This window comes from Nocardia sp. NPDC058058 (assembly GCF_042885355.1).
In the GTDB taxonomy this organism is placed as follows: domain Bacteria; phylum Actinomycetota; class Actinomycetes; order Mycobacteriales; family Mycobacteriaceae; genus Nocardia.
Map to the genome: position 1 here is coordinate 288,422 of NZ_JBHVSA010000001.1, position 19,955 is coordinate 308,376.

Annotated in this window: 16 protein-coding genes; 8 read left to right on the forward strand and 8 right to left on the reverse strand. The window is 67.9% G+C overall.

Features of this window, described 5'->3' with window-relative positions; all coding sequences use genetic code 11:
- Positions 1–10: 10 nt before the first annotated feature.
- Entirely contained in the window at positions 11–631 is a 621-nt protein-coding gene (locus ACFVUS_RS01270) for a TetR/AcrR family transcriptional regulator (protein WP_387761124.1), read from the forward strand.
- A 172-nt stretch (positions 632–803) separates the two neighbouring features.
- On the opposite strand, the gene ACFVUS_RS01275 is transcribed toward ACFVUS_RS01270, so the two are convergent.
- Positions 804–1,970: an epoxide hydrolase family protein gene (locus ACFVUS_RS01275; protein ID WP_387761125.1), complete on the reverse strand. Its 1,167-nt coding sequence runs from the start codon at positions 1,968–1,970 to the stop codon at positions 804–806.
- A 102-nt stretch (positions 1,971–2,072) separates the two neighbouring features.
- Here ACFVUS_RS01275 and ACFVUS_RS01280 point away from each other — a divergent pair, with 102 nt between their 5' ends.
- A complete protein-coding gene (locus tag ACFVUS_RS01280) occupies positions 2,073–4,937 on the forward strand; it encodes an AAA family ATPase (protein WP_387761126.1) in 2,865 nt (954 codons plus the stop codon).
- Here the strand turns inward: ACFVUS_RS01280 and ACFVUS_RS01285 are convergent.
- On the reverse strand, positions 4,926–5,876 hold the full coding sequence (locus ACFVUS_RS01285) for a sigma-70 family RNA polymerase sigma factor (RefSeq protein WP_387761127.1): 951 nt from the start codon (positions 5,874–5,876) through the stop codon (positions 4,926–4,928). The two genes, ACFVUS_RS01280 and ACFVUS_RS01285, sit on opposite strands and share 12 nt — an antisense overlap.
- A gap of 93 nt (positions 5,877–5,969) precedes the next feature.
- On the opposite strand from ACFVUS_RS01285, the gene ACFVUS_RS01290 reads away from it, so the two are divergent.
- Complete coding sequence (locus tag ACFVUS_RS01290; protein ID WP_387761128.1) at positions 5,970–6,365, forward strand: SgcJ/EcaC family oxidoreductase; 396 nt, start codon at positions 5,970–5,972, stop codon at positions 6,363–6,365.
- Positions 6,366–6,462: 97 nt separating this feature from the next.
- Here the strand turns inward: ACFVUS_RS01290 and ACFVUS_RS01295 are convergent, their stop codons facing one another.
- The 3 genes from ACFVUS_RS01295 to ACFVUS_RS01305 form a co-directional block, all read right to left on the reverse strand.
- The gene (locus tag ACFVUS_RS01295; RefSeq protein ID WP_387761129.1) at positions 6,463–6,963 is read right to left on the reverse strand and encodes a L,D-transpeptidase; all 501 of its coding nucleotides are present in this window, start codon (positions 6,961–6,963) and stop codon (positions 6,463–6,465) included.
- 173 nt (positions 6,964–7,136) lie between these two features.
- On the reverse strand, positions 7,137–8,303 hold the full coding sequence (locus ACFVUS_RS01300; RefSeq protein WP_387761130.1) for an MlaD family protein: 1,167 nt from the start codon (positions 8,301–8,303) through the stop codon (positions 7,137–7,139).
- A 282-nt stretch (positions 8,304–8,585) separates the two neighbouring features.
- Complete coding sequence (locus ACFVUS_RS01305; RefSeq protein ID WP_387761131.1) at positions 8,586–11,450, reverse strand: BTAD domain-containing putative transcriptional regulator; 2,865 nt, start codon at positions 11,448–11,450, stop codon at positions 8,586–8,588.
- A 193-nt stretch (positions 11,451–11,643) separates the two neighbouring features.
- Between ACFVUS_RS01305 and ACFVUS_RS01310 the strand changes: the two genes are divergently transcribed.
- From ACFVUS_RS01310 to ACFVUS_RS01325, 4 genes are all read left to right on the forward strand, one after another.
- The gene (locus ACFVUS_RS01310) at positions 11,644–12,414 is read left to right on the forward strand and encodes an RsiV family protein (RefSeq protein WP_387761132.1); all 771 of its coding nucleotides are present in this window, start codon (positions 11,644–11,646) and stop codon (positions 12,412–12,414) included.
- Between the two features lie 28 nt (positions 12,415–12,442).
- Positions 12,443–13,444, forward strand: a complete 1,002-nt coding sequence (locus ACFVUS_RS01315; protein ID WP_387761133.1) for a PHP domain-containing protein — start codon at positions 12,443–12,445, stop codon at positions 13,442–13,444.
- Positions 13,445–13,710: 266 nt separating this feature from the next.
- Complete coding sequence (tuf, locus tag ACFVUS_RS01320; RefSeq protein WP_387761134.1) at positions 13,711–14,886, forward strand: elongation factor Tu; 1,176 nt, start codon at positions 13,711–13,713, stop codon at positions 14,884–14,886.
- A 112-nt stretch (positions 14,887–14,998) separates the two neighbouring features.
- Positions 14,999–15,964 (forward strand): purine-nucleoside phosphorylase, encoded by a 966-nt coding sequence (locus ACFVUS_RS01325; protein ID WP_387761135.1) that lies wholly within the window; start codon positions 14,999–15,001, stop codon positions 15,962–15,964.
- Between the two features lie 3 nt (positions 15,965–15,967).
- Here ACFVUS_RS01325 and ACFVUS_RS01330 read toward each other — a convergent pair whose 3' ends face one another.
- Together ACFVUS_RS01330 and ACFVUS_RS01335 are read right to left on the reverse strand one after the other, a co-directional pair.
- On the reverse strand, positions 15,968–16,774 hold the full coding sequence (locus tag ACFVUS_RS01330) for a RimK family alpha-L-glutamate ligase (protein ID WP_387761136.1): 807 nt from the start codon (positions 16,772–16,774) through the stop codon (positions 15,968–15,970).
- The gene (locus ACFVUS_RS01335; protein WP_387761137.1) at positions 16,774–17,664 is read right to left on the reverse strand and encodes a RimK family alpha-L-glutamate ligase; all 891 of its coding nucleotides are present in this window, start codon (positions 17,662–17,664) and stop codon (positions 16,774–16,776) included. The genes ACFVUS_RS01330 and ACFVUS_RS01335 overlap by 1 nt, the downstream gene beginning before the upstream one ends.
- 178 nt (positions 17,665–17,842) lie before the next feature.
- On the opposite strand from ACFVUS_RS01335, the gene ACFVUS_RS01340 reads away from it, so the two are divergent.
- Positions 17,843–18,991, forward strand: a complete 1,149-nt coding sequence (locus ACFVUS_RS01340) for an acyl-CoA dehydrogenase family protein (RefSeq protein ID WP_387761138.1) — start codon at positions 17,843–17,845, stop codon at positions 18,989–18,991.
- Positions 18,992–19,009: 18 nt separating this feature from the next.
- Here the strand turns inward: ACFVUS_RS01340 and ACFVUS_RS01345 are convergent, their stop codons facing one another.
- On the reverse strand, positions 19,010–19,825 hold the full coding sequence (locus ACFVUS_RS01345; protein WP_387761139.1) for an SDR family oxidoreductase: 816 nt from the start codon (positions 19,823–19,825) through the stop codon (positions 19,010–19,012).
- Between the last annotated feature and the right edge of the window lie 130 nt (positions 19,826–19,955).

The following is a 19,955-nucleotide window of genomic DNA, read 5'->3' on the forward strand; positions in this document are numbered from 1 at the left end:
GATCGACCGTATGGAAAGTTCGCCCGCCGCCGGTGAGATCACCGATAAACGACTGCTGCGCGGCGCTCGCACCCGGCAGGTGGTGCTCGCCCGCGCCGTCGATATCGCCTCGCTGGAAAACCTGGAGAGCCTGAGCTTCGGCCGCCTCGCCACCGACTCCGGCCTCAGCAAGGCGGGCATCCAAACCCTGTTCCGCACCAAGGAACTGCTGCAACTGGCCACCGTCGACTATGCGCGGGACCGCTTCATCGCCGAGATCACCCAGCCCGCCCGCAGCGCACCCCACGGCGCGGCGCGGCTTCGGGAACTGATCGAGCGCTGGATCGACTACGCGGTGACACCGGTCTTCGCGGGCGGTTGCTTCCAAGCCGCGAACCTCAGCGAATTCGACAGTCGCCCGGGCCCGGTGCGCGATGCGCTGGTGCGCAATCAACGCGAATGGGTGAGCCTGCTCTCCTACGAACTCGGTCGTGCCGTCGACGCGGGCGAAATCGCGCCCCTGGACACCGATCTCGCGGCCTTCCAAATCGACGCGGTCCTGCGCTCGGCCAATACCGCACTGCGCCTGGATGATCCGACCGCCGCCGATAAGATCCGCCGAACATTGGAGAGCTTCCTGGCCCGGCGGTAGCGGCGTTGGCGATGCTCCCGGCCCGCCGCGCCCATCGGATGGCGCGAGGTGTGCGTGCGGGTGGCGGTGCACCGGTCGACTCCAGTCGCGCCCGGCAGGCGTGCGGCGGCCCTGCTTTCGGGAACGTAAGAGCCCCCGCACCATTGGGTGCGGGGGCTCTTACGTTTTCGGCTCAGTTCCGCGGTGCGGCGAAGAATTCGCGGATATCGCCGACCAGCAGGTCGGGGACCTCGAGTGCGGGGAAGTGACCGCCGGAGTAGAACTCCGACCAGTGCGTGACATGGTGCGCCTTTTCGGCGAAGGCGCGGATGGCGAAATCGGCGGTGGTGAAGACCGCTACGCCGGTGGGTACGGTGCCTTTCGGCTTGGGCGCGAACATGGTGTAGTCGTGGAACCGCTCGTAGTAGTAGTCGGCGACGCTGCGCGCGGTATCGGTGAGCCAGTAGATGGTGACCGTGGTCAGGATCGTGTCCAGGTCGATGGCCTGCTCGGGCAGCTCATGGGTGGCATCGGTCCACTCCTTGTACTTCTCCACGATCCAGGCCAGCTGCGCCACCGGGGAATCCGCCAGCAGTTGGGCCAGGGTGTGCGGACGGGAACCGGCCAATTGCATATAGGCCGAACCGTTGTCCTGGAAGTCCTTCATGGCGGCCAGCCGCTGCCGCTCGGCGTCGGTGAGCGCGGCCATATCGGCCGGATCGCCGGTCGGAAAGGTGACCAGCGCGTTGACGTGCACACCCACGACATGGTCGGCGTGCTCACGGGCCAGGCGCGGAGCGATGAACGCGCCGTGGTCGCCGCCCTGCACGCCGAAGCGGTCATAGCCGAGCCGAGACATGAGTTCGGCCAATGCCGCGGCGACTTTGCCGTCGTGCCAACCGGTTTCGGTGACCGGGCCGGAGAAGCCGTGTCCGGGCAGGGTCGGGATCACCAGGTGGAAGGCCGGGGCATCGGGTGCGCCGTGCGCGACCGGATCGGTGAGCGGGCCGATCATGTCCAGGAAGTCGGCGGCGGTGCCGGGCCAGCCGTGCACCAGCAGCAGGGGAGTGGCGTCCTGGCGCGCCGAGCGCACATGCAGGAAGTGCACCTGCTGGCCGTCGATGACGGTGGTGAACTGCGGATGGGCGTTCAGGCGGGATTCGACTGCGCGCCAATCGAACTTCTCGGCCCAGTAGGCGGTCAGTTCACGCAGATACGCGGTCGGCACACCGCGCTCCCAGCCGGTGCCCGGGGCGTCGTCGATCCAGCGGGTGCGGGTCAGGCGCTGCCGCAGATCGTCCAGATCGGCCTGCGCGATATCGATGGTGAAGGGGCGGATGGTGGTGTTCTCGCTGCTCATGACATAAATGTTTCCGGTAACGACCCCCGCCGCACATCATGAGAATTCGTTATTTACCGCCCGCGCTGGGCACCGCGCCCCGCACCGGGCATGATCGAAGCGGTGGCGAGTTTTCCGGTCAGCAGTGCCCTCATCGGCCGCGGCACCGAGCTGTCGGCGCTGCTCGACGCGATCGGCGGCGAAACCCGTGCCGTACTGATCGCGGGCGAGGCCGGAATCGGGAAATCCCGGCTCATCGGCGAATTCACCCGGCGACTGCCTCGCGACACCCTGGTGCTGTCGGGCCGATGCCCGGAATTCGGCTCCGACGGTGTGGCTTTCGCACCGTTCCTGGCCGTCATGCGCGCCCTGCTGCGCGAGCTCGGGGTGGCGGAGCTGGCGGCGCTGCTGCCACCCCAACCCGCCCTGGCGAATTGGCTCCCGCGGCTGGCGGTCCGGACGGGCAGCGCCGCCCCCGAGCCGGATCGGATTCGGCTGTTCGGTGAAATCCTCTCCGTCATAGAGCATTCGGCCATGACCCGGCAGACGGTGCTGATTCTGGAGGATCTGCACTGGGCCGATGCCGCCACCCGCGAACTGCTCACCTTCCTGGTCGCCAATCTGGCCGACGGTGCGGTGCTGCTCATCGGCAGCCACCGTCCCGGCGATTCCGGCCCGCTGCGCGAACTGATCGCCGAACTACGCCGCGATCCCGGCGTGCGTACCCTCGACCTCGCTCCGCTGACCCGGCACGAAGTCGGCCGCCAACTCGCCGCACTGCTCGCGCGCGAACCCGAACCCGCTGTGATCACAACGGTTTTCGAACGCAGCGGTGGCAACCCGCTATTCGTCGAGGCGCTCGGCCAGGCCCCCGCCGAGATCCCCGCCGACCTGACCGATCTGCTGCTCGGCTTCCAGCGCGGTCTCACCCCGCCCGCCCGCGCCCTGCTCCGTGTCGCCGCCGTCGTCGGCACACCCATCCGGCACGATCTGCTCGCCGAAGCCACAGACCTCCCCTCGGACGTCCTACCCGAGGCCCTGCGCGAACTGGTGACCCGCCAACTCCTGCTCACCACCGCCACCGGCTACGAATTCCGCCACATCCTCATCCGCCAGGCCATTTACGACGACCTGCTCCCCATCGAGCGCATCCAACTCCACGCCGGCCTGGCGCACGTACTGCGCACCAGCCCAACCCATTCCGGCCACCTCGCCGAACTGGCCCGGCACGCCGCCGCGGCCGGAGACACCCCGGTCGCCCTGACCGCGTACTGGTCAGCCGCCACCGAAGTATCGGTGACCGTCTCTGCACCGGAACGCCTCGCACACCTGGAGCAGGTGATCGCTATCTGGGCTGATGTCCCGGACCCCGATGATCTGCTCGGCGTTACGAAATCAACGGTGCTGGAACAACTCACCGAGTTCGCCGTGGCCTCCGGTGCGACCGATCGCGGCATAACCGCCGCCACCGCAGCCTTGGACCTCATCGATCCCACCGTCGACCCGGACCGAGCCGCCCACCTGCACCTGCGCCGGGCCCTCCTGCGCGGCTCCACCGGCGCAGGCCCCGGCGACGACCTGACCCGAGCCCTATCCCTGCTCCCCTCCACCCCCACCACCCTCGAACACGCCGAAGCCCTCGCCCAATTCGCCCTCACCAACGTCTTCGCGGGAAACCCGGCGGTCGCCGCTCCCGCCGCCGATACCGCCCTGTTCCTCGCCGAATCCCTCAGCGCCTCAGCCCTGGTCGCCCGCTCCCACGCCTACCTCGGCCTGATAGCGGCCAGTGGCAACGCATCCGATTCCGGCCATGAGGTTGTGCTGCGGCACTTCGAAACTGCCAGGGCGGCAGCGGAATCGGCGGGGGATCCGCCGGTGGTGCTGGAGGTGGTTACGTGGGAGTCGGCGGTATTGCTGGCGGCGGGGGAGTATCGGGCCGCGATTTCGGCTGTGCGGGTGGGGTTGCGGGCGGCGCAGGAGAGTTTCAGGTTTGCGGAGAAGGCGCCGATTCTGCTGGTGAAGTGGGTGCAGGCGCTGACCGCGCTGGGGCGGTGGACCGAGGCGCGGGCGGTGGTGGATGAGGCCGAGTTCGAGCGGTTGCCGCCGCTCAGCCGGGCGGCTCTCCTGCTGAGCTACGGGAAGATCGCGCTGGCGCAGGGAGATACGAGTGCGGCTCGATCGTGTGCCGGGCGAGCGGGTGAGCTGCTCGGTGACGGACGATGGGCGATTCCCTATCGGCTCCAGTGCTGGTTGCTGAACGGTTCGATCGCGATTCAGCTGGGCGACGAGGTCGGCGTCGACCGCGCGTTGACCGAGGTCTGGTCGATCGATGAGGTGACCGCCACGCTCGCGGCACACCCGCACGATGCCTGGCCGGTGCTCGCGCTGGCCGCCCAGCGCCGCACCGCGCATTCCGAAGAGCTACTGGCAGTGGGAGATTCGCTGTCGTGCAGGTCGCCGGTGGATATCGCACATCGTGCCGGTGTTCGTGCGCGGCAGGCTGGAACCGCGGCCGGTTGGGATATCGCGGTGCGGGCGTGGCGGGCTCTGGAGCAGCCCTATGAGGAGGCTGAGGGTCTGTTGGCAGGCGCCGAATGTGCTGCGGCCGAAGGGGATCGGGAGGCGGCGGGGGAGGCCCTGCGACGCGTTGCCGAATTGGCCGCGGGACTGTCGGCGGAGCCGTTGATCGCGGCGGCCGGGCGGCTGGCCGCGCGGGTGCGGGTGGCGATCGACGGCGTCGGCGTCGGCGAGCAGCAGGCACCGAAGACGCGGGGCGGCAGTGGATTCGGGACCTTCGGGCTCACCTCGCGGGAGCTCGAGGTGTTGCGGTTGGTGGCGAAGGGGTTGAGCAATCGGGGGCTGGCGGGGGAGTTGTTCATCAGCGCGAATACGGCCGGGGTGCATGTTTCGCGGATTCTCACGAAGCTGGGGGTGGCTTCGCGCACCGAGGCGGCCGCGTTCGCGCATGAGCACGGGTTACTCGGGTAGAACGGCGGGCAGTTCGAAGAGCGCGAATATTTCCGGGTCCCGGTAGACGGTCAGGCGGGTGATGGAATCGCCTGCGAGGGTGAAGAGTTGGAAGGTGTGCAGGGCGTAGTCGCCCGCCTCGTCCCGTGTGTAGGCGGCGAACGCGGGCTGGCCGTTCGCCGCCAGGGGCAGCATGCGCCAGTCCGTGCCGTACCACTCGAATACCTGTGCCAGGAATTCGGTGTAGTGCGCGCGCCCGCGGAACCAATTGAGCATGGGCGGCATTTCCATGATCACGTCGTCGGCGAGCAGTTTTTCCAGGGCGGTCAGGTCCGCGTTCCGGAAGGCCTCGACATAGCGGTCCACCACGGCGCGCTGGGCATCCGGTTCGGCGATATCGTCCTCACGAATGCCACTCTCGGACAGTGTCTTTCGCGCGCGCTGTAGCGCGCTGTTGACCGCTGCCGGAGTCATGTCCAATGCCTGCGCGATCTGGCCGACGGGCCAATCCAGGGCCTCGCGCAGCACCAGCGTCGCCCGCTGCCGCGCGGGTAGCTGCTGCATGGCCGCGACCAGCGCCAGCCGCAGACTGCCGCGTGCCGCCGCCACCTCGGCCGGATCGCCGATGCGCGCGTCCGGAATCGGTTGCAGCCACGGTATTTCGCCGCCGTGCACGAGCGCGTCACGCGGATCGTCCCCCGGCGGCCCGCCCAGCCCGGCTGGAAGCGGCCGCCGCGTGCGCTGTTCGAGGGCCGTCAGGCACGCGTTGGTGGCGATCCGATACAGCCAGGTGCGCAGGGAGGCGCGACTCTCGTCATAGCTGTCGCGCGCCCGCCACGCGCGCAGCAGCGTCTCCTGCACCAGATCCTCGGCATCGTGCACCGAGCCGAGCATCCGATAGCAGTGCGCCAGCAATTCCCGCCGGTAGGGATCGGTGCGGGTGCTGAATTCTTCGGCCACCCACCTTTTCTACGCCACACCGATGACATCCCGGTCCGCCGCCGGTAGGTACTCCTGAGCCGCCGACCGGGCGGCGAAAACAGGAGGATCACCATGAACGACACCGCCGTACAGGCCACCGACCGGACCGCAGTTCTCGAGGTCATCGACGGCGTCTATCGCGCCTGGGCCGCCAATGACGCCGATGCCTTCGTCACCGACTATCTCCCGGACGCCACCTCGATCGTCACGGGTGGGCGCACCGACGGCCGGGACGCGATCCGCGCCCGCTTCGCGGCCATGTTCACCGGTCCGCTGCGCGATTCGTCCGTGCGCGATGAGCTGCTGTCGGTGCGCTTTCCGGCCCCGGACACCGCGATCGTGAACAGCCGCAGCGGAGTTCAGCTCGCCGATCAGACCGAACCGCAACGCTGGGAATTGGCGACCTGGGTGCTGGTGCGCAAGGGCGGCGACTGGGCCGTGGCGGCCTATCACAACTGCCCGGCGTGACACGGTGAAGAAAACGCCCCCTTCCGCGAATACGGAAGGGGGCGGGCATTTTTCGCCGAGGCGGTCGCCGTCCGTTCGGACGGCGGGGCGGCTCGATTTACGGAACGACCTCGACCGCGTCACCGGGATTGAGATAGCTGAAGAACTGTTTCGCCCCATCGGGCGTCATTCGAATGCAGCCGTGCGATTTCTTGTCCACCGGTCCGATATGAAACGCGATATCGCCGTTGAAGAAGATCGCGTACTCCATCGGTGCCTGATGCAGGGTGCTCCAATGGAACGCCCGCTTGAAGTCCACATGGAAATTCCCGGGCGGCGTTTCGAATCCGGGCATACCGTGCGAGATCGGCGTGGGCCCGTAAATCACCGTGCCATTGTCCATCAGCCACGCCTCATTGGTTCCCAGCCGCAGGCAGGCCCGCGCCTGCGCGGAGCAGGGCGCGGTGACGGGCTGGGTCGGAATGATCGCCGGAACGCCCGGCACATCCGGACCGCCTGGCCACAGCGGTTCGGCCTGCGCGGGTGCTGCCGCCAAACCGGCGGCCACGCCCGCGAAGACGAGGGATCGCATTGCCGAGCCGAGGGAACACTTGCTCATCATCGAGTCATCTGACCTCTCTAGCCTCGCCCGCCGCCCGGTGTACTCGCCTGCCAGGGCGAAGGGACATCTCTATTCGTCTCGTGCAAGTGATCATTCTGCGCGGTCTGTACCGCGATTCGCGGGATAAACTCGCGGGCCGCGCGCCGACACGCCCGCGCCATGCCGGACCTTTACCGAACCGGTGGCAGCGTGCGCTCATTCGGGTCGGCCCCGGTGGGCATATACGCACCATTGTTCGGAATGTCCGGTCGCGGGGCATTGGATGACCCGCGAATCTGCTGTTCCGGTGGCGGATTGACGCAGTAGGTCCAGCGGAACAGCGTGTCGTCCTGCACCACATACTGCGGCGTCATTTTCGTCGTGTAGTTGCACCACGGTCGCGGCCAGATATCGACAATGGTGTAGAACTCGTTGTCGTGCGCGGGCACGCCCATCGCCGAGGTGCCGATCACCAGCGCCGGGAACAACGCGCGCAGCGCGGGAGTCCGCAGCAGCGCGGCGCGCACCACCGCGCTCATATTGGTCGCCAGGCTCTGGATCGGATCCTGATTGCGATCCAGGATGCCGTCCAGCACGGCCAGCTGTTCGGGCGCGCGATCCAGGATCTGCCGCAGTTCGGCATTGGCGGCATTGACCTGATCGAACAGCAGCCGCGAATTGCGGGTCAGCGTGCCCAGATCCGGCTGCGCGTGCGTCGTGGTGCTCGCGATGGATCGCAGATTGGTGATCAGGCTCGTGGTCTGCGGCAGCAGATTGTCGAGTCCGGTGGTGGCCAGGCTGACGCCCTCGATCAGATGCCGCAGCTGGTCCGGCCCGCCGCTGAGCGCGGTGTCGAGTTCGGTCAGGATGGTGTTCATCTTGTTCGGATCGATTTGCGAGAGTAGATCATTGGAGTTCGCCAGGGTCTCCCAGATCGGCGTCGGCGTGCTGATCCGCAGCGGATCGAAATGGATCACCTGGCCGTCCTTCAGGAACGGTTCGTGATCGGTATTCGGCCGGAAGTCGATGTACTGCTCACCCGCCCCGGACAGCGCGCCCACGTGGATGGCCGTATCGGCCGGAATCCGATACCTGTCCTCGATCTCGGCGACCGCCGCGACCTGTGCCCCGCCGTCGATGATCGATACCGACTTCACGGTGCCCACCCGGTATCCGCGCCAGGTGACGTCATTGCCCGCCTGGACCCCGCCGGATTTATCCAATTGCACTGTGACGCTGTAACTTCCGCCCGGTCGCACCCGGGCGATATCGAACAGCAGGTAGCTCGATCCGGCCAGCAGGCAGCCCACCAGCGCGACATTGGAAATCAGCATCTTGTGTTCTCGCAGAATGCCCAACAGGCCCGCCTTCATCGCCGATCACGGACAACAGGTGCAGTGCTGTTCTAAGCGCAGAGCAAAGCTGTGTGAAGCGCAGAGCTAACTCTTGGCGAAACTGCGGGCAATACTAGGCGACGCCGATGGTCCCCGGACCCGGACATGCATGTAGCGCGCGTGTGAACCCCTCGTACCCACGCGCGAACATGACCATGTTGTGCGGCCACACCGGTGATCTGTCGCCCACGGGTGCGGCCGCGAAATGACAGTGCCAGGCCGCGATGAAAAGAGAATGAATGTTCGCTATTGGCTGGGATCGGGGGAGAAGAGCGTGGTCAGCGTGGGTGGCGGCAGACCGGCCCGCCGGAACGCCTCGGTGGCGTCGCGGAGTTCGCGTGCGGCGGTGACGGTATCGCCGCGTTCGGCAACGGCCGCCGAATGCAGCGCCAGCGCGCGGGCGCGATCGATGGGATCGGCGGCCATGCTCAGCAGATTGAGCGCGTGACCGGATTCCGCTTCGGCGGCACAGGCGCGGCCCGCCCGCAGATGGGTTTGCGCCAGCCGGGTGCGCGCCCAGCCCTCCCAGAGCCGGACGCCGTTGCGCTGTGCGATGCGTACCGCTTCCTCGCCCAGGCGCACCGCGTCCTCGTGCTGGCCCAGTAGCGAACGGGTGGCGGCCAATTCATGATGCGCCCAGCCCAGGGCGACGAAATTGGAGCATTCCCGGGCCATTTCGATGGCGCGTTCGGCGACCGCGACGGCCTCGTCGTACTGCCCGGACTCGCACAGCGTGCGGGTGGCGAGCGCGAGAATCCACGCCTCCATGGAGCGATCGCCCAGCGCGCGGGTCAGCGCCACCGCATTGGCGTAGTGCCGATGCGAGTCCTTGGTATTGCCCAGCCGCCGGTCCGCGATGCCGAGCAGGAGTTCGGCGAGCACCTGCAAGCGGCGGCCCGCATCGTCGACCGGCGGTGAAATCGCTTGCAGGAACTCCAGACTCGCCTGTACCTCGCCGAGTCCGACCTGCATGATGGCCCCGAGCGCGGTGCGCAGGCGGCGCACGCTGCCGCTGTCACCCGCCTGGGTCGCGGTGTGCAGCAGCGCCTTCAGCGCATCGGCCACTTCGCGCGCACCGGTGCCGCCGTCCATGACCTCGGCCATCACCCAGGCCAGATCGGCGGCCAGCGCCACCCCCGGACCACCCAGCCGGGCGGCCTGGCGATGCAGCGCGATGATCACCGGTCGCTCGATATCGTTCCAGCGCTGGCCATCCGCACCGCCGGTACAGGCGTGACCGGGCACCGTGGTGGGGACCAGCAGCCTGGTGGTGTTGCTGTAGTCGATGGCGCTGAGCAGGTTCTTGGCACTGGCCAGGTAGTAGTCCAGCAGCCGCGCCAGCACCTGCGCCTCATCCTCGCCGGGCTGGCCGCGGGCGAACAGGCGCAGGAGATCGTGGAAGTGATAGCGACCGGGCACGGTGGTCTCGAGCAGGCTCAGATCCACCAGCGCCTCGCACAGGTATTCGCCCTGTGCGATCGAGACGCCCAGCACGGCGGCCGCGGCCTCGGTGGGCAGATCCGGGGCATCGGCGCGGGCGAGCGTGCGAAAGGCCCTGGCCTGCTCCGGATTCAGCTGTCCGTAGCCGAGCCGGAAGGCGGCGTCGAGGGTGAGTTCACCGGTGCGCAGCACATCCAGGCGCTGGGTCTCATCGGCGAGCCGCGCCGCCATCGAGGCGATACTCCAGCGCGGGCGCACCGCCAGCCGCGCGCCGACAATGCGCACCGCCAGCGGCAGACAGGCGCACAGCGTGATCACCGCGTGCGCGGCGGCGGGTTCGGCGGCAATGCGTTCCGCGCCCAGAATGCGGGTGAGCAGCGTCATCGCCTCGGCGGGTTCGAGCACATCGAGGCGGGTGCGGCGCACGGCCGCGAGTTCGGTGAGCGTGGAGCGGCTGGTGATGAGCACCGCGGTGCCCGGGGTGCCGGGCAGCAGCTGCCGCACCTGGGCGCTGTCCCGGGCATTATCGAGCACCAGCAGAATTCGCCTGTCGGACAGCATGGTCCGGAATTGCGCGGCCCGATCATCGACGGCGGGCGGAATATCGCTCTCCGCGACGCCGAGCGCGCGCAGGAAGCCGCCCAGCGCGTCTCCGGGCGCGGTGGGTTCCTCGTCCACGCCGCGCAGGTTCACGTACAGCTGCCCGCCCGGGAAGCGATCGCGTACCCGATGTGCGACATGCAGTGCGAGCGTGGTCTTCCCGACCCCGCCCATACCGCCGACCGCGGAGATGACCACCGCGCCGGCATCGCCCCCGAGTTGTGCGGCGATCTCCTCGGCCACCCGGGAGCGACCGGTGAAATCGGCGATATCCGGCGGTAACTGGGCCGGGGTGCGGTCGCGACCCGGTCGCCGCACCGGCGGCAGCTCGGCGCGCAGAATGCGGGCGTGCACCGCGCTGAGTTCGGGTCCGGGTTCCACCCCGATGCCCTCGACCAGCGCGTTGCGGGCGCGGGCGTACTCCTGGAGTGCCTCGGCCTGTCTGCCGCTGTGATAGAGCGCGGTCATCAGCAGCGCCCGGAAGCGTTCGCGCAGTGGATGTTCCACGATCAGCGGGCCGAGTTCGGCGACCGCCTCGGCGCTGTATCCGGTGTCGATGTCCAGGGCCAGCCGATCCTCGAGAATCGTCAGCCGCCACTGTTCGAGCCGGGCGCGCTGGCGTTCGGCATACGGTCCGGGCAGTGCGCCCAGCGCCGCGCCCTGCCAGCGGCCGAGCGCGTCGAGCAGGATCTCCCGGGCGGCGGATGGATCGTCATCGCGCAATTGGGCGGCGGTCTCGACCCGTTCGCGCACGTCGCCGATATCGGTGCGGCCGTCCGGAATCCGCAGCGCGTATCCGTCGCCGATGGAGATCAGCAGCGCGGACGGACCGCGGGTGATTCGCTCCGGCTCCAACTCCCGGCGCAGTTTGGCCACGTGCGTGCGCAGCGCCGATACCGCGCGCGGCACCGGATCCTCGCCCCAGATGCCCTCGACGAGTTCGGCGGCCGTCACCGCCTTGCCCTCGCGCAGCAGCAGTGCCACCAGCACGGCCCGCCGCTGTGGCGGACCCAAGTCCAAGGGCGTGTCCGCGCGCCAGGCGCGGACCTCACCCAGGAGTGCGAACTTCAACAAACCGACCTCCCCGTTCGGGGGAGTCTAGAGGCAAACCCCGGCAACCGATCAGCCGCCTGCCAGCACCGATCCGCTCCTCCCACGATGGAATATTGAGGCATTCGCGGTTCGATGATTCGTTTCGAGCCGCTATCGCGATCCTGCTTACGAGCACCGGCCACCGACGGTGCACCGGCCACGGGGAGGGACCATGCGCGGCAGGACCGCAACCATTCTGGCGATCGCGGCGCTGACCGCGAGCTTGGCGGCATGCCGCGACAATACGACCGGCACCGGCCCGACCGGCGATCCGGTCGGCGGCTCGGTCAGTGTCTCGCAACCGGCGGATTCCATTCCACCGCGCGCCACCGTCGTGCTGACTCCCGCGCAGGCCCAGGTGACCGGATATCGGGGGTCCATGACCTTCGATGTCACCCTTCCCCAGGTCTCGGGCGGAACCGGTTCGGCCGCAACCGAATTCAACACCGGCATGCATGCCCTGCTGCAAGCTCGCATCGATCGGTACTTCTCCGCCGCCAAGTCCCTCACCGATCCGAACAAGCTGAGCAAGATCGACCATATCGGCGATCACGTTGTCAGCGGGCTGCTTTGGATAAGCGTGGACGGCGGCGGCGCACACCCGTGGACCGAATTGGCAACGCACGTCACCGATATCGACACCGGCAAGGCCCTGGAGATCGGGGACCTGTTCACCGATGAGCAGGCGGGCCTGCTGGCGCTTTCGACCCAGGCCGGGACGCTCGGGCCGCAATCGCGCGCGGGTACGTACTTCGACCCCAATGGCGTCACTCCCACCCGCGACCATTTCAACGCCTGGACGGCGACCCCGGCGGGCATGCACGTCTACTTCCAGATGGGACAGGCCGGTCCGGCGGCGCTTGGGCCCTTCGACATCACTATCCCCTGGTCGGCGCTGGGATCGGTACTGAAGCCCGGATTGTCCGGAGTGCTGTCGAGCTGATCCGGACCCCCGCGCGCACACTGGAGGCATGGATCCTGTCGTAGCCCTGCGCCAGATCGCCTTCTACAAGGATCGCGCCCGCGAGGACACCCGGCGCGTGACGGCGTACCGCAATGCCGCCGACATCATCGAGGGACTCGACGCGGATCGGCGGGAGCAGCTCGGTAAATCGAACGATTGGCAGTCCCTGCCCGGTATCGGCCCCAAGACCGCGGCCGTGATCGCACAGGCGTGGTCCGGCCGCGAGCCCGACGCGCTGGTACAGCTGCGCACGGCGGCGCGGGATCTGGGCGGAGGTGAGCTGCGGGCGGCGCTCAGGGGTGATCTGCACCTGCACTCGAACTGGTCCGACGGTGTCGCCCCCATCGCCGAAATGATGGCCGCCGCACAGGCTTTGGGGCATGAGTACTGCGCGCTCACCGATCACTCGCCCCGGCTCACGGTGGCCAACGGCCTCTCACCCGACCGGCTGCGCCGGCAACTCGACGTCATCGACGAACTGCGCGAACAATTCGCGCCCATGCGCATTCTCACCGGAATCGAGGTCGACATCCTCGATGACGGTTCGCTCGATCAGGAACCCGAACTACTGGATCGCCTCGATATCGTGGTCGCCAGCGTGCACTCCAAACTCAAGATGGAATCCGCCGCCATGACCCGGCGCATGGTGCGCGCGGTATCCGGCGGCCAGGCGGACATCCTCGGCCACTGCACCGGCAGACTCGTCGAGGGCAATCGCGGCACCCGCCCGGAATCGGCCTTCGACGCCGAAGCGGTCTTCACCGCCTGCCGTGACCACGGCACCGCCGTGGAGATCAACTCCCGGCCCGAACGCCGCGACCCGACCACCCGGCTGCTGAAACTGGCCCTGGACATCGGCTGCGACTTCTCCATCGACACCGACGCGCACGCGCCCGGCCAACTCGATTTCCTCGGCTACGGCGCGCAGCGCGCCCTCGACAACGGTGTGCCCGCCGACCGGATCATCAACACCTGGCCGGTGGACACACTGCTGGCCTGGACGAGCTAGTTCGGCAACCCGCGGCACCCGGGTCGGGGGCCGCGCGAAAACCAGTGGCGCGCTTGGCCGCTCATCGGGCATGGTGATCCCCATGTTCGCGTACCCCATCGCCGTCGCATCCGCAGTCGCGGGTGCGCCGAGCGCTGCGCTGGTTGTCGCGGCATTCGGCGGCGCACGAAGCTGACCTTCTCCGGGACGTCCCGGGACCTCAGACGGGGAAGGTCCGCTTCCTCATGAGGTCCCTGTAATCACGGCTCCCAGACGGAGAAATCATCATGGCCAAGCAGGCTTTCGTGCGTACCAAGCCGCATCTGAACATCGGCACCATGGGTCACGTCGACCACGGCAAGACCACCCTGACCGCCGCCATCACCAAGGTGCTGGCCGAACAGGGCGGCGGCTCCTACATACCGTTCGATCGCATCGATCGCGCGCCGGAGGAGATCGCTCGCGGTATCACCATCAATATCTCGCACGTCGAATATGAAACGGCCACACGGCATTACGCGCACGTGGATATGCCGGGGCACGCCGACTTCGTGAAGAACATGATCACGGGGGCGGCCCAGCTCGACGGTGCGATCCTGGTGGTGTCGGCGCTGGACGGGGTGATGCCGCAAACCGCCGAGCATGTGCTGCTGGCCCGGCAGGTCGGGGTCGAGCACATCGTGGTGGCGCTGAACAAGGCCGACGCCGGTGACGTCGAGCTGCTGGAACTGGTCGAGCTGGAGGTGCGGGAGCTGTTGTCCGCCAACGGTTACGACGGCGACGGGCTGCCCGTGGTTCCGGTCTCGGGATTGCTCGCGCTGCAGGGCGATCCGGAGTGGTCGGCCGCGCTGCTGGGTTTGCTCGCGGCGATCGACGAGTACATCCCGATGCCGGTGCGCTACATCGACGCGCCGTTTCTGATGCCGGTGGAGAACGTGCTCACCATTACCGGCCGCGGCACCGTCGTGACCGGGGCCATCGAACGCGGCCGGGTGCGCATGGGTGACCGGGTGGCGGTGCTGGGCTACGACGACGGCCTGGAGTCGATCGTCACCGGCGTCGAAACCTTCGGCCGGACAATGGAATCGGCGGAGGCGGGCGACAATGTGGCACTGCTGCTGCGCGGTGTGCAGCGCGGTCAGGTCAGTCGCGGCCAGGTGGTCGCGGCGCCGGGCAGCATTGCCGTGCACACCGGGTTCACCGCCCGGGTGCAGCTGCTCAGCGCGGCGCAGGGCGGGCGGCGCACGTCCATCGTGAGCGGTTACCGGCCGCAGTTCTATCTGCGCACCGGTGACGTGGTGGGCGATGTGGTGCTGCCGGAGGGTCGCGCGTTCCCGGGGGACACCGTGGAGATGGCGGTGACCCTGGGGCGTCCGGTGCCGCTGGAGCCCGGTCTCGGCTTCGCGATCCGCGAGGGTAGCCGGACCGTCGCGGCGGGCACGGTACTCGCGGTGAGCGAGTAGGCGGCAGGTACGGATCTCGGTCCCGGGCGATCAGCCCGGGGCCGAGAATTCCGGGCTCGCACCGTGTGTCGCGAAAGTTTGGACTGGTCGGTCTGTCGCATAGTCTGGCGGCATGACCTCACGTCGCCGGAAGTTTGCCGCAGTGCTCGGAGTGACCGCCCTCGGAATGGTCGCGCTGACGGGCTGTTCCAGCGGATCGGACCGCGACGCCGACCGCATCGACGTGGGCGTCCTGGTCATCACCATGTTCGACCCCGAGAACGCGGTCTGGCTGCAACGTGAGAAGCTGCCCATCACCGTGGAGGTCGCGGGTGCGTACAAACCGGTGCGCTGCAATAACGATCACCTGTGCGTGGCCGAGACCGGTCAGGGCAAGGCCAATGCCGCCACCACCATGATGGCCATTCTCGGCAGCGATAAATTCACCTTCGACCGGGCCTATTTCCTCACCGCCGGTATCGCGGGCACACCGCCGGATCGGGGCACCCTCGGCTCCGCCGTGTGGGCGCGCCGGGTGGTCGATTTCGATCTCGGCAATCACCTGGATCCGGCCGAAACCCCCGGCGTCCCCTACGGATATCGTCCCGTCGAGGACTACAACACCGCCGCCTATGACCTCAACACCGCACTGGTGGACAAGGTGTACGACGCCACCCGCGAGGCGACCCTGGCCGACAGTCCGGAAGCCACCGCGGAACGTGCCATGTACCCGGGCCAGGAGGGCCGCAAGCCGTCGGTCATGAAGTGCGACACCATGACCGGTGACGACTTCTACTCCGGCAAACAGCTCTCGGACACCGCCCGCTACATCATGGGACTGCGTACCAAGGGGCAGGGCGACTACTGCACCACCCAGATGGAAGACAACGCCACCGCCACCGCGCTGCGGGCGCACGGCTATCTGGATCGGTACCTCTCGCTGCGCACCGTGAGCAATTTCGACCAGCCGTACCCGGGGCAATCGGTCATCGACCACATCGACCATTCGACGGCGGGCTTCCAGCTCGGCCTGGACAACGCGTACACGGTGGGCCGCGCCGCCGCCGACTACCTGCTGAAGAACCCGCCCGCGAAGTGAGCGCTATCCGGCGGAAACGCCTGCGGGAGTGCGCAATCGGCGCGCGGGGGCCGGGTTGAGCACGCGGGCGGCCAGCGCTTCGGGCGCACCCGCGCGACCGCGCATACCCGGGAAGGCGTTGACGTCGATGATCACCGGCGAACCGTGCACCTCGAGCATGTCGACACCGTAGATGTCTAGTCCGAACACCTCACCGACCGCCAGCGCCAGATCGGCCCACGGATGCGGAATCCGGGACGCCCGGTCCGGCAGCCGGGGTTCGGGTGCGAACTCCGATTGCCGCAGCGCGGCGAAGACCTGATCGCCGATCACCCAGAGTTTGTGATCCCAGCCGGTGCCGGGGGTGAAGTCCTGCACCACGATCGGCTCATCCGGCCGGCGCCGCGCCACCGCGCGCAGCTCGTCCGGATCGGCCACCCGGGTGACGAGATCGCCGCGGCGGCTATGTCTGCTCTTGATGACCAGCGGTCGCTCGAATGCGCCGAGATGCCGTGGATTGGGCAGCACCGTGGTGGGCGCGAACGGGAACCCGGCCTCGACCGCGCGCCGCGCCATGAATGCCCGGTCCTGGCAGAATTCGGTGCTCGCCGCCGAATTCAGCACCGGCACACCGCGATCCTCCAGCGTTCGGGCCAGCCGCAGCGCGGCGGGTGTACGCGCCTTGAGCAGATAGATATCGGCCGGATCCGACGGGGGCGCAGCGGTTTCCGGTGCGAGATGCTCGATGCGATGGCCACGTGCGGTGAGCAGTGCGGCGGTCTCGGCCAGCAGCGGATGGCCCGGATCGCCGGTGAGCAGTCCGATGCGCATCAGCGGAGCCCCACCGCGAGTGGCTCGGCGAAACGGGTTTCGCGCATTCGCGGTTCGAAGCGCCAGGCCGAACCGCCGCGCGCCAGGTCCACGATGGCGCGGGCCACGGTCGGCACCGCCCGCGGCATCTGACCGAAGCTGGGAAAGTCATTGACATCCACCACGATCGGCCCGTCCGGACCGCGCACGATATCGAGACCGTACAGATCCAGGCCGAACACCGCACCGACGCGCGCCGCGATATCGGCGATCTCGGGTTCCAGGGTCACCGAGCGATCGGGGGCCTTGCGGCCGCCGGTGCGCAGCGGTGAGACGCGCTCGGTGCCGTACACCTGCCCGCCCACGCAGTAAACCTTCAGGTCCACACCGGAATTGGGGACGAATGGCTGCGCGATGAGCAGGCCCTGATCCGCCCGGTCGATAGCCGCCAGGTGTTCGGGCCGTTCCACCACGCGCACGTCGCGACCGGAACTGCCGTCGGCGGGTTTGACCACCAGCGGGAAGCGCGCGGCCGGGATTCGGGCCAGGTCCCGGGGTCGGGCCGCCGCCCAGGTGGTGGGCACGGGTAGGCCGTGCGCGGCGGCGAGCGCCGCGGCGCGGGCCTTATCCCGCACGCCCCGAATCGATCTCGCGTCATTGATGGTGGTGAGTCCGGATGCCGCCGCGGCCTCGAGCAGGCCCAGCCCCGGTCCGCCCGAGACGGTCTTGAGCACCCACGCGTCATGGTGTCCGCGTTCGACCAGCGTATTCAGATCCAATAGCTCGCCGCCGGGCCGTACCACGTCCACCCGATGACCCCAGGCTCGCAGTTGGTGAATCACGCTGCGCGGCATGCCGTCCCGGCGGTACTGCTCCTCCACCAGAAAACACAGACTGACTCGCGCCGCCATTCGTTCCCGCTCCCACATTTTGCTGTTCCCGCCCCGAGCGGTCCAGAATTGATCGCCGATTGTTCACCAAGATCATCGCTCTGGCAACCGATAGCGCAACAGCACGGCCGCAACGGATCTCGCCATCGTGGCCGCGATTCTCTGGTCCAGCAGGGCATCTCGGCACGACCATGGAGTCATGGAACGTGGTCACTATGAGGACGATCACCGCGCCTTCGCCGAACTGGCCCGCGGTTTCGTGCGCAAAGAGGTTGCGCCGCACTATCTGGAGTGGGAGGCCGCGGGCATCGTGCCCCGCGAAGTCTTCGCCCGCGCCGGGGAACTCGGCCTGATCGGATTCGCCGCACCGCGCGACTACGGCGGCCTCGGCGTCGCCGATTTTCGCTTCAATCAAATTCTCATCGAGGAATTCATGGATGCCGATTGCGCGGGCGTCGGCCTGAATTTCGCGCTGCACAACGATATCTGCACGCCGTACCTGACCGGGCTCACCACCGCCGAACAGCGGGCGCGCTGGGTGCCCGGTTTCGTGGCGGGCACCTCGATCGCGGCCATCGGCATGACCGAACCGGGTGCGGGATCCGATGTCGCGGGTATTCGCAGCACCGCGGTGGATATGGGCGATCACTTCCTGGTGAACGGTGCGAAGACCTTCATCACCAACGGGATCAACGCCGATCTGGTCATCACGGCGGTGCGCACGTCACCCGACCGCCACCGCGGCCTCACCCTGCTGGTCGTCGAACGCGGGATGCCGGGCTTCGAACGCGGCCGCAATCTCGACAAGCTCGGTCTGCACTCCCAGGACACCGCCGAATTGAACTTCACCGATGTGCGCGTCCCCAAGGAGAACCTGCTCGGCGAGCCGGGCCGGGGCTTCGAATACCTGATGCGCAACCTGCCGCAGGAGCGTATGCAGATCGCCGTCGCCTGCCTGGCGCGTGCCCGCGCCGCGCTCCGCGGCACCGTCGAATACGTCACCGGCCGAACAGCTTTCGGTAGGACCATCGGCACGTTCCAGAACACCAAGTTCGTGCTCGCCGATGTGGCCACCGAAGTCTCGGTCGCCGAGGCGTTCATCGACAAATGCGTGCGCGAACTCAACGCGGCCCGGCTCACCCCCGCCGACGCCGCCAAAGCCAAACTCTGGGCCTCGGAAATGGAGTTCCGCTGCCTGGACCGCTGCCAACAACTCTTCGGCGGCAACGGCTATATGCGCGAATACCCCATCGCCCGAGCCGCCGCCGATGCCCGCGTCACCCGGGTATACGGCGGCACCTCGGAGATCATGCGCGAAATCATCGGCCGCGACCTGAAACTCGGCTGAGCCGATCGCGGCCGGGGTTCAGCGCTGCAAACCGTAGGAGGCGGCGATCATGCGCTCCATCACCGTGCGCGGCACCAGACGGCGGATCGCGAACATGACCGGGGCGTTGGAACCGACCGCGTAGAGCGGTTTCGGGCGGTCCGCCTCGACCGCGCCGACGATGGTCTTCGCCACCCGTTCGGGGGTGATGCCCTGACCCATCTTCTCGTCCATCTTGGCCATGAAGCGGGCGAAATCGGCTGTGTGCGGGGAGCCTTCGTCGATGTACTTGGTGCGGCGCTCGCTCAGGCCGGTATCGATCTGGCCCGGTTCCAGGGTGGTGATCCACACTCCGAACGGGGATTCCTCGAAGCGCGCGGCGGTGGCGAAACCGCGCAGCGCGGCCTTGGTGGCGGCGTAGGAGGAGCGGTAGGGCATGGGGAAGCTGCCCAGCATGGAACCGACCATGATGATCCGGCCGTAACCGCGCTCGCGCATACCGGGCAGCACCGCCTGGGTCAGTGCGACCGGTCCGAGCACATTGAGCTGGAACAGGCGCTCGATGGCGGCGGCCGGCAGTTCGGCCAGCGGCCCGGCCTGGCTCTCCCCGGCATTGTTGATCAGCACATCGACCGTGCCCAGCGCGGTGACGAAGGCTGCGATGGAGGCGGCGTCGGTGAGATCCAGGGCCCGGTAGTCCACGCCGGGCACCCGATCGGCCGCGGCGATCGAATCCGGATTGCGGCTGGTGCCGATCACCTTGTCGCCTTTGGCGGTGAAGGCCGCGGCGGTCGCCTTACCGATACCGGAGGATGCGCCGGTGACCACCACGATGCGGCTGGAATGCGTGCTCATGGGTCAGAACGTTAGCGGGTGTTTCGTCCGGATGTTTGCGCCGATCCCCGTCGCCGGCGCACGAGCGAATACCGAGCCACACTCCCACTCCGAAGGCCGAAAGGGCCAGAGCAGGAAGAATCAGGAGAGT

What these genes read in the sequence shown, in the direction of transcription:
- ACFVUS_RS01270 (WP_387761124.1), top strand. Translation starts at nt 11, where the DNA reads ATGGAAAGTTCGCCCGCCGCCGGTGAGATCACCGATAAACGACTGCTG.
- ACFVUS_RS01275 (WP_387761125.1), bottom strand. Translation starts at nt 1,970, where the DNA reads ATGAGCAGCGAGAACACCACCATCCGCCCCTTCACCATCGATATCGCG.
- ACFVUS_RS01290 (WP_387761128.1), top strand. Translation starts at nt 5,970, where the DNA reads ATGAACGACACCGCCGTACAGGCCACCGACCGGACCGCAGTTCTCGAG.
- ACFVUS_RS01295 (WP_387761129.1), bottom strand. Translation starts at nt 6,963, where the DNA reads ATGAGCAAGTGTTCCCTCGGCTCGGCAATGCGATCCCTCGTCTTCGCG.
- ACFVUS_RS01310 (WP_387761132.1), top strand. Translation starts at nt 11,644, where the DNA reads ATGCGCGGCAGGACCGCAACCATTCTGGCGATCGCGGCGCTGACCGCG.
- ACFVUS_RS01315 (WP_387761133.1), top strand. Translation starts at nt 12,443, where the DNA reads ATGGATCCTGTCGTAGCCCTGCGCCAGATCGCCTTCTACAAGGATCGC.
- tuf (WP_387761134.1), top strand. Translation starts at nt 13,711, where the DNA reads ATGGCCAAGCAGGCTTTCGTGCGTACCAAGCCGCATCTGAACATCGGC.
- ACFVUS_RS01325 (WP_387761135.1), top strand. Translation starts at nt 14,999, where the DNA reads ATGACCTCACGTCGCCGGAAGTTTGCCGCAGTGCTCGGAGTGACCGCC.
- ACFVUS_RS01330 (WP_387761136.1), bottom strand. Translation starts at nt 16,774, where the DNA reads ATGCGCATCGGACTGCTCACCGGCGATCCGGGCCATCCGCTGCTGGCC.
- ACFVUS_RS01335 (WP_387761137.1), bottom strand. Translation starts at nt 17,664, where the DNA reads ATGGCGGCGCGAGTCAGTCTGTGTTTTCTGGTGGAGGAGCAGTACCGC.
- ACFVUS_RS01340 (WP_387761138.1), top strand. Translation starts at nt 17,843, where the DNA reads ATGGAACGTGGTCACTATGAGGACGATCACCGCGCCTTCGCCGAACTG.
- ACFVUS_RS01345 (WP_387761139.1), bottom strand. Translation starts at nt 19,825, where the DNA reads ATGAGCACGCATTCCAGCCGCATCGTGGTGGTCACCGGCGCATCCTCC.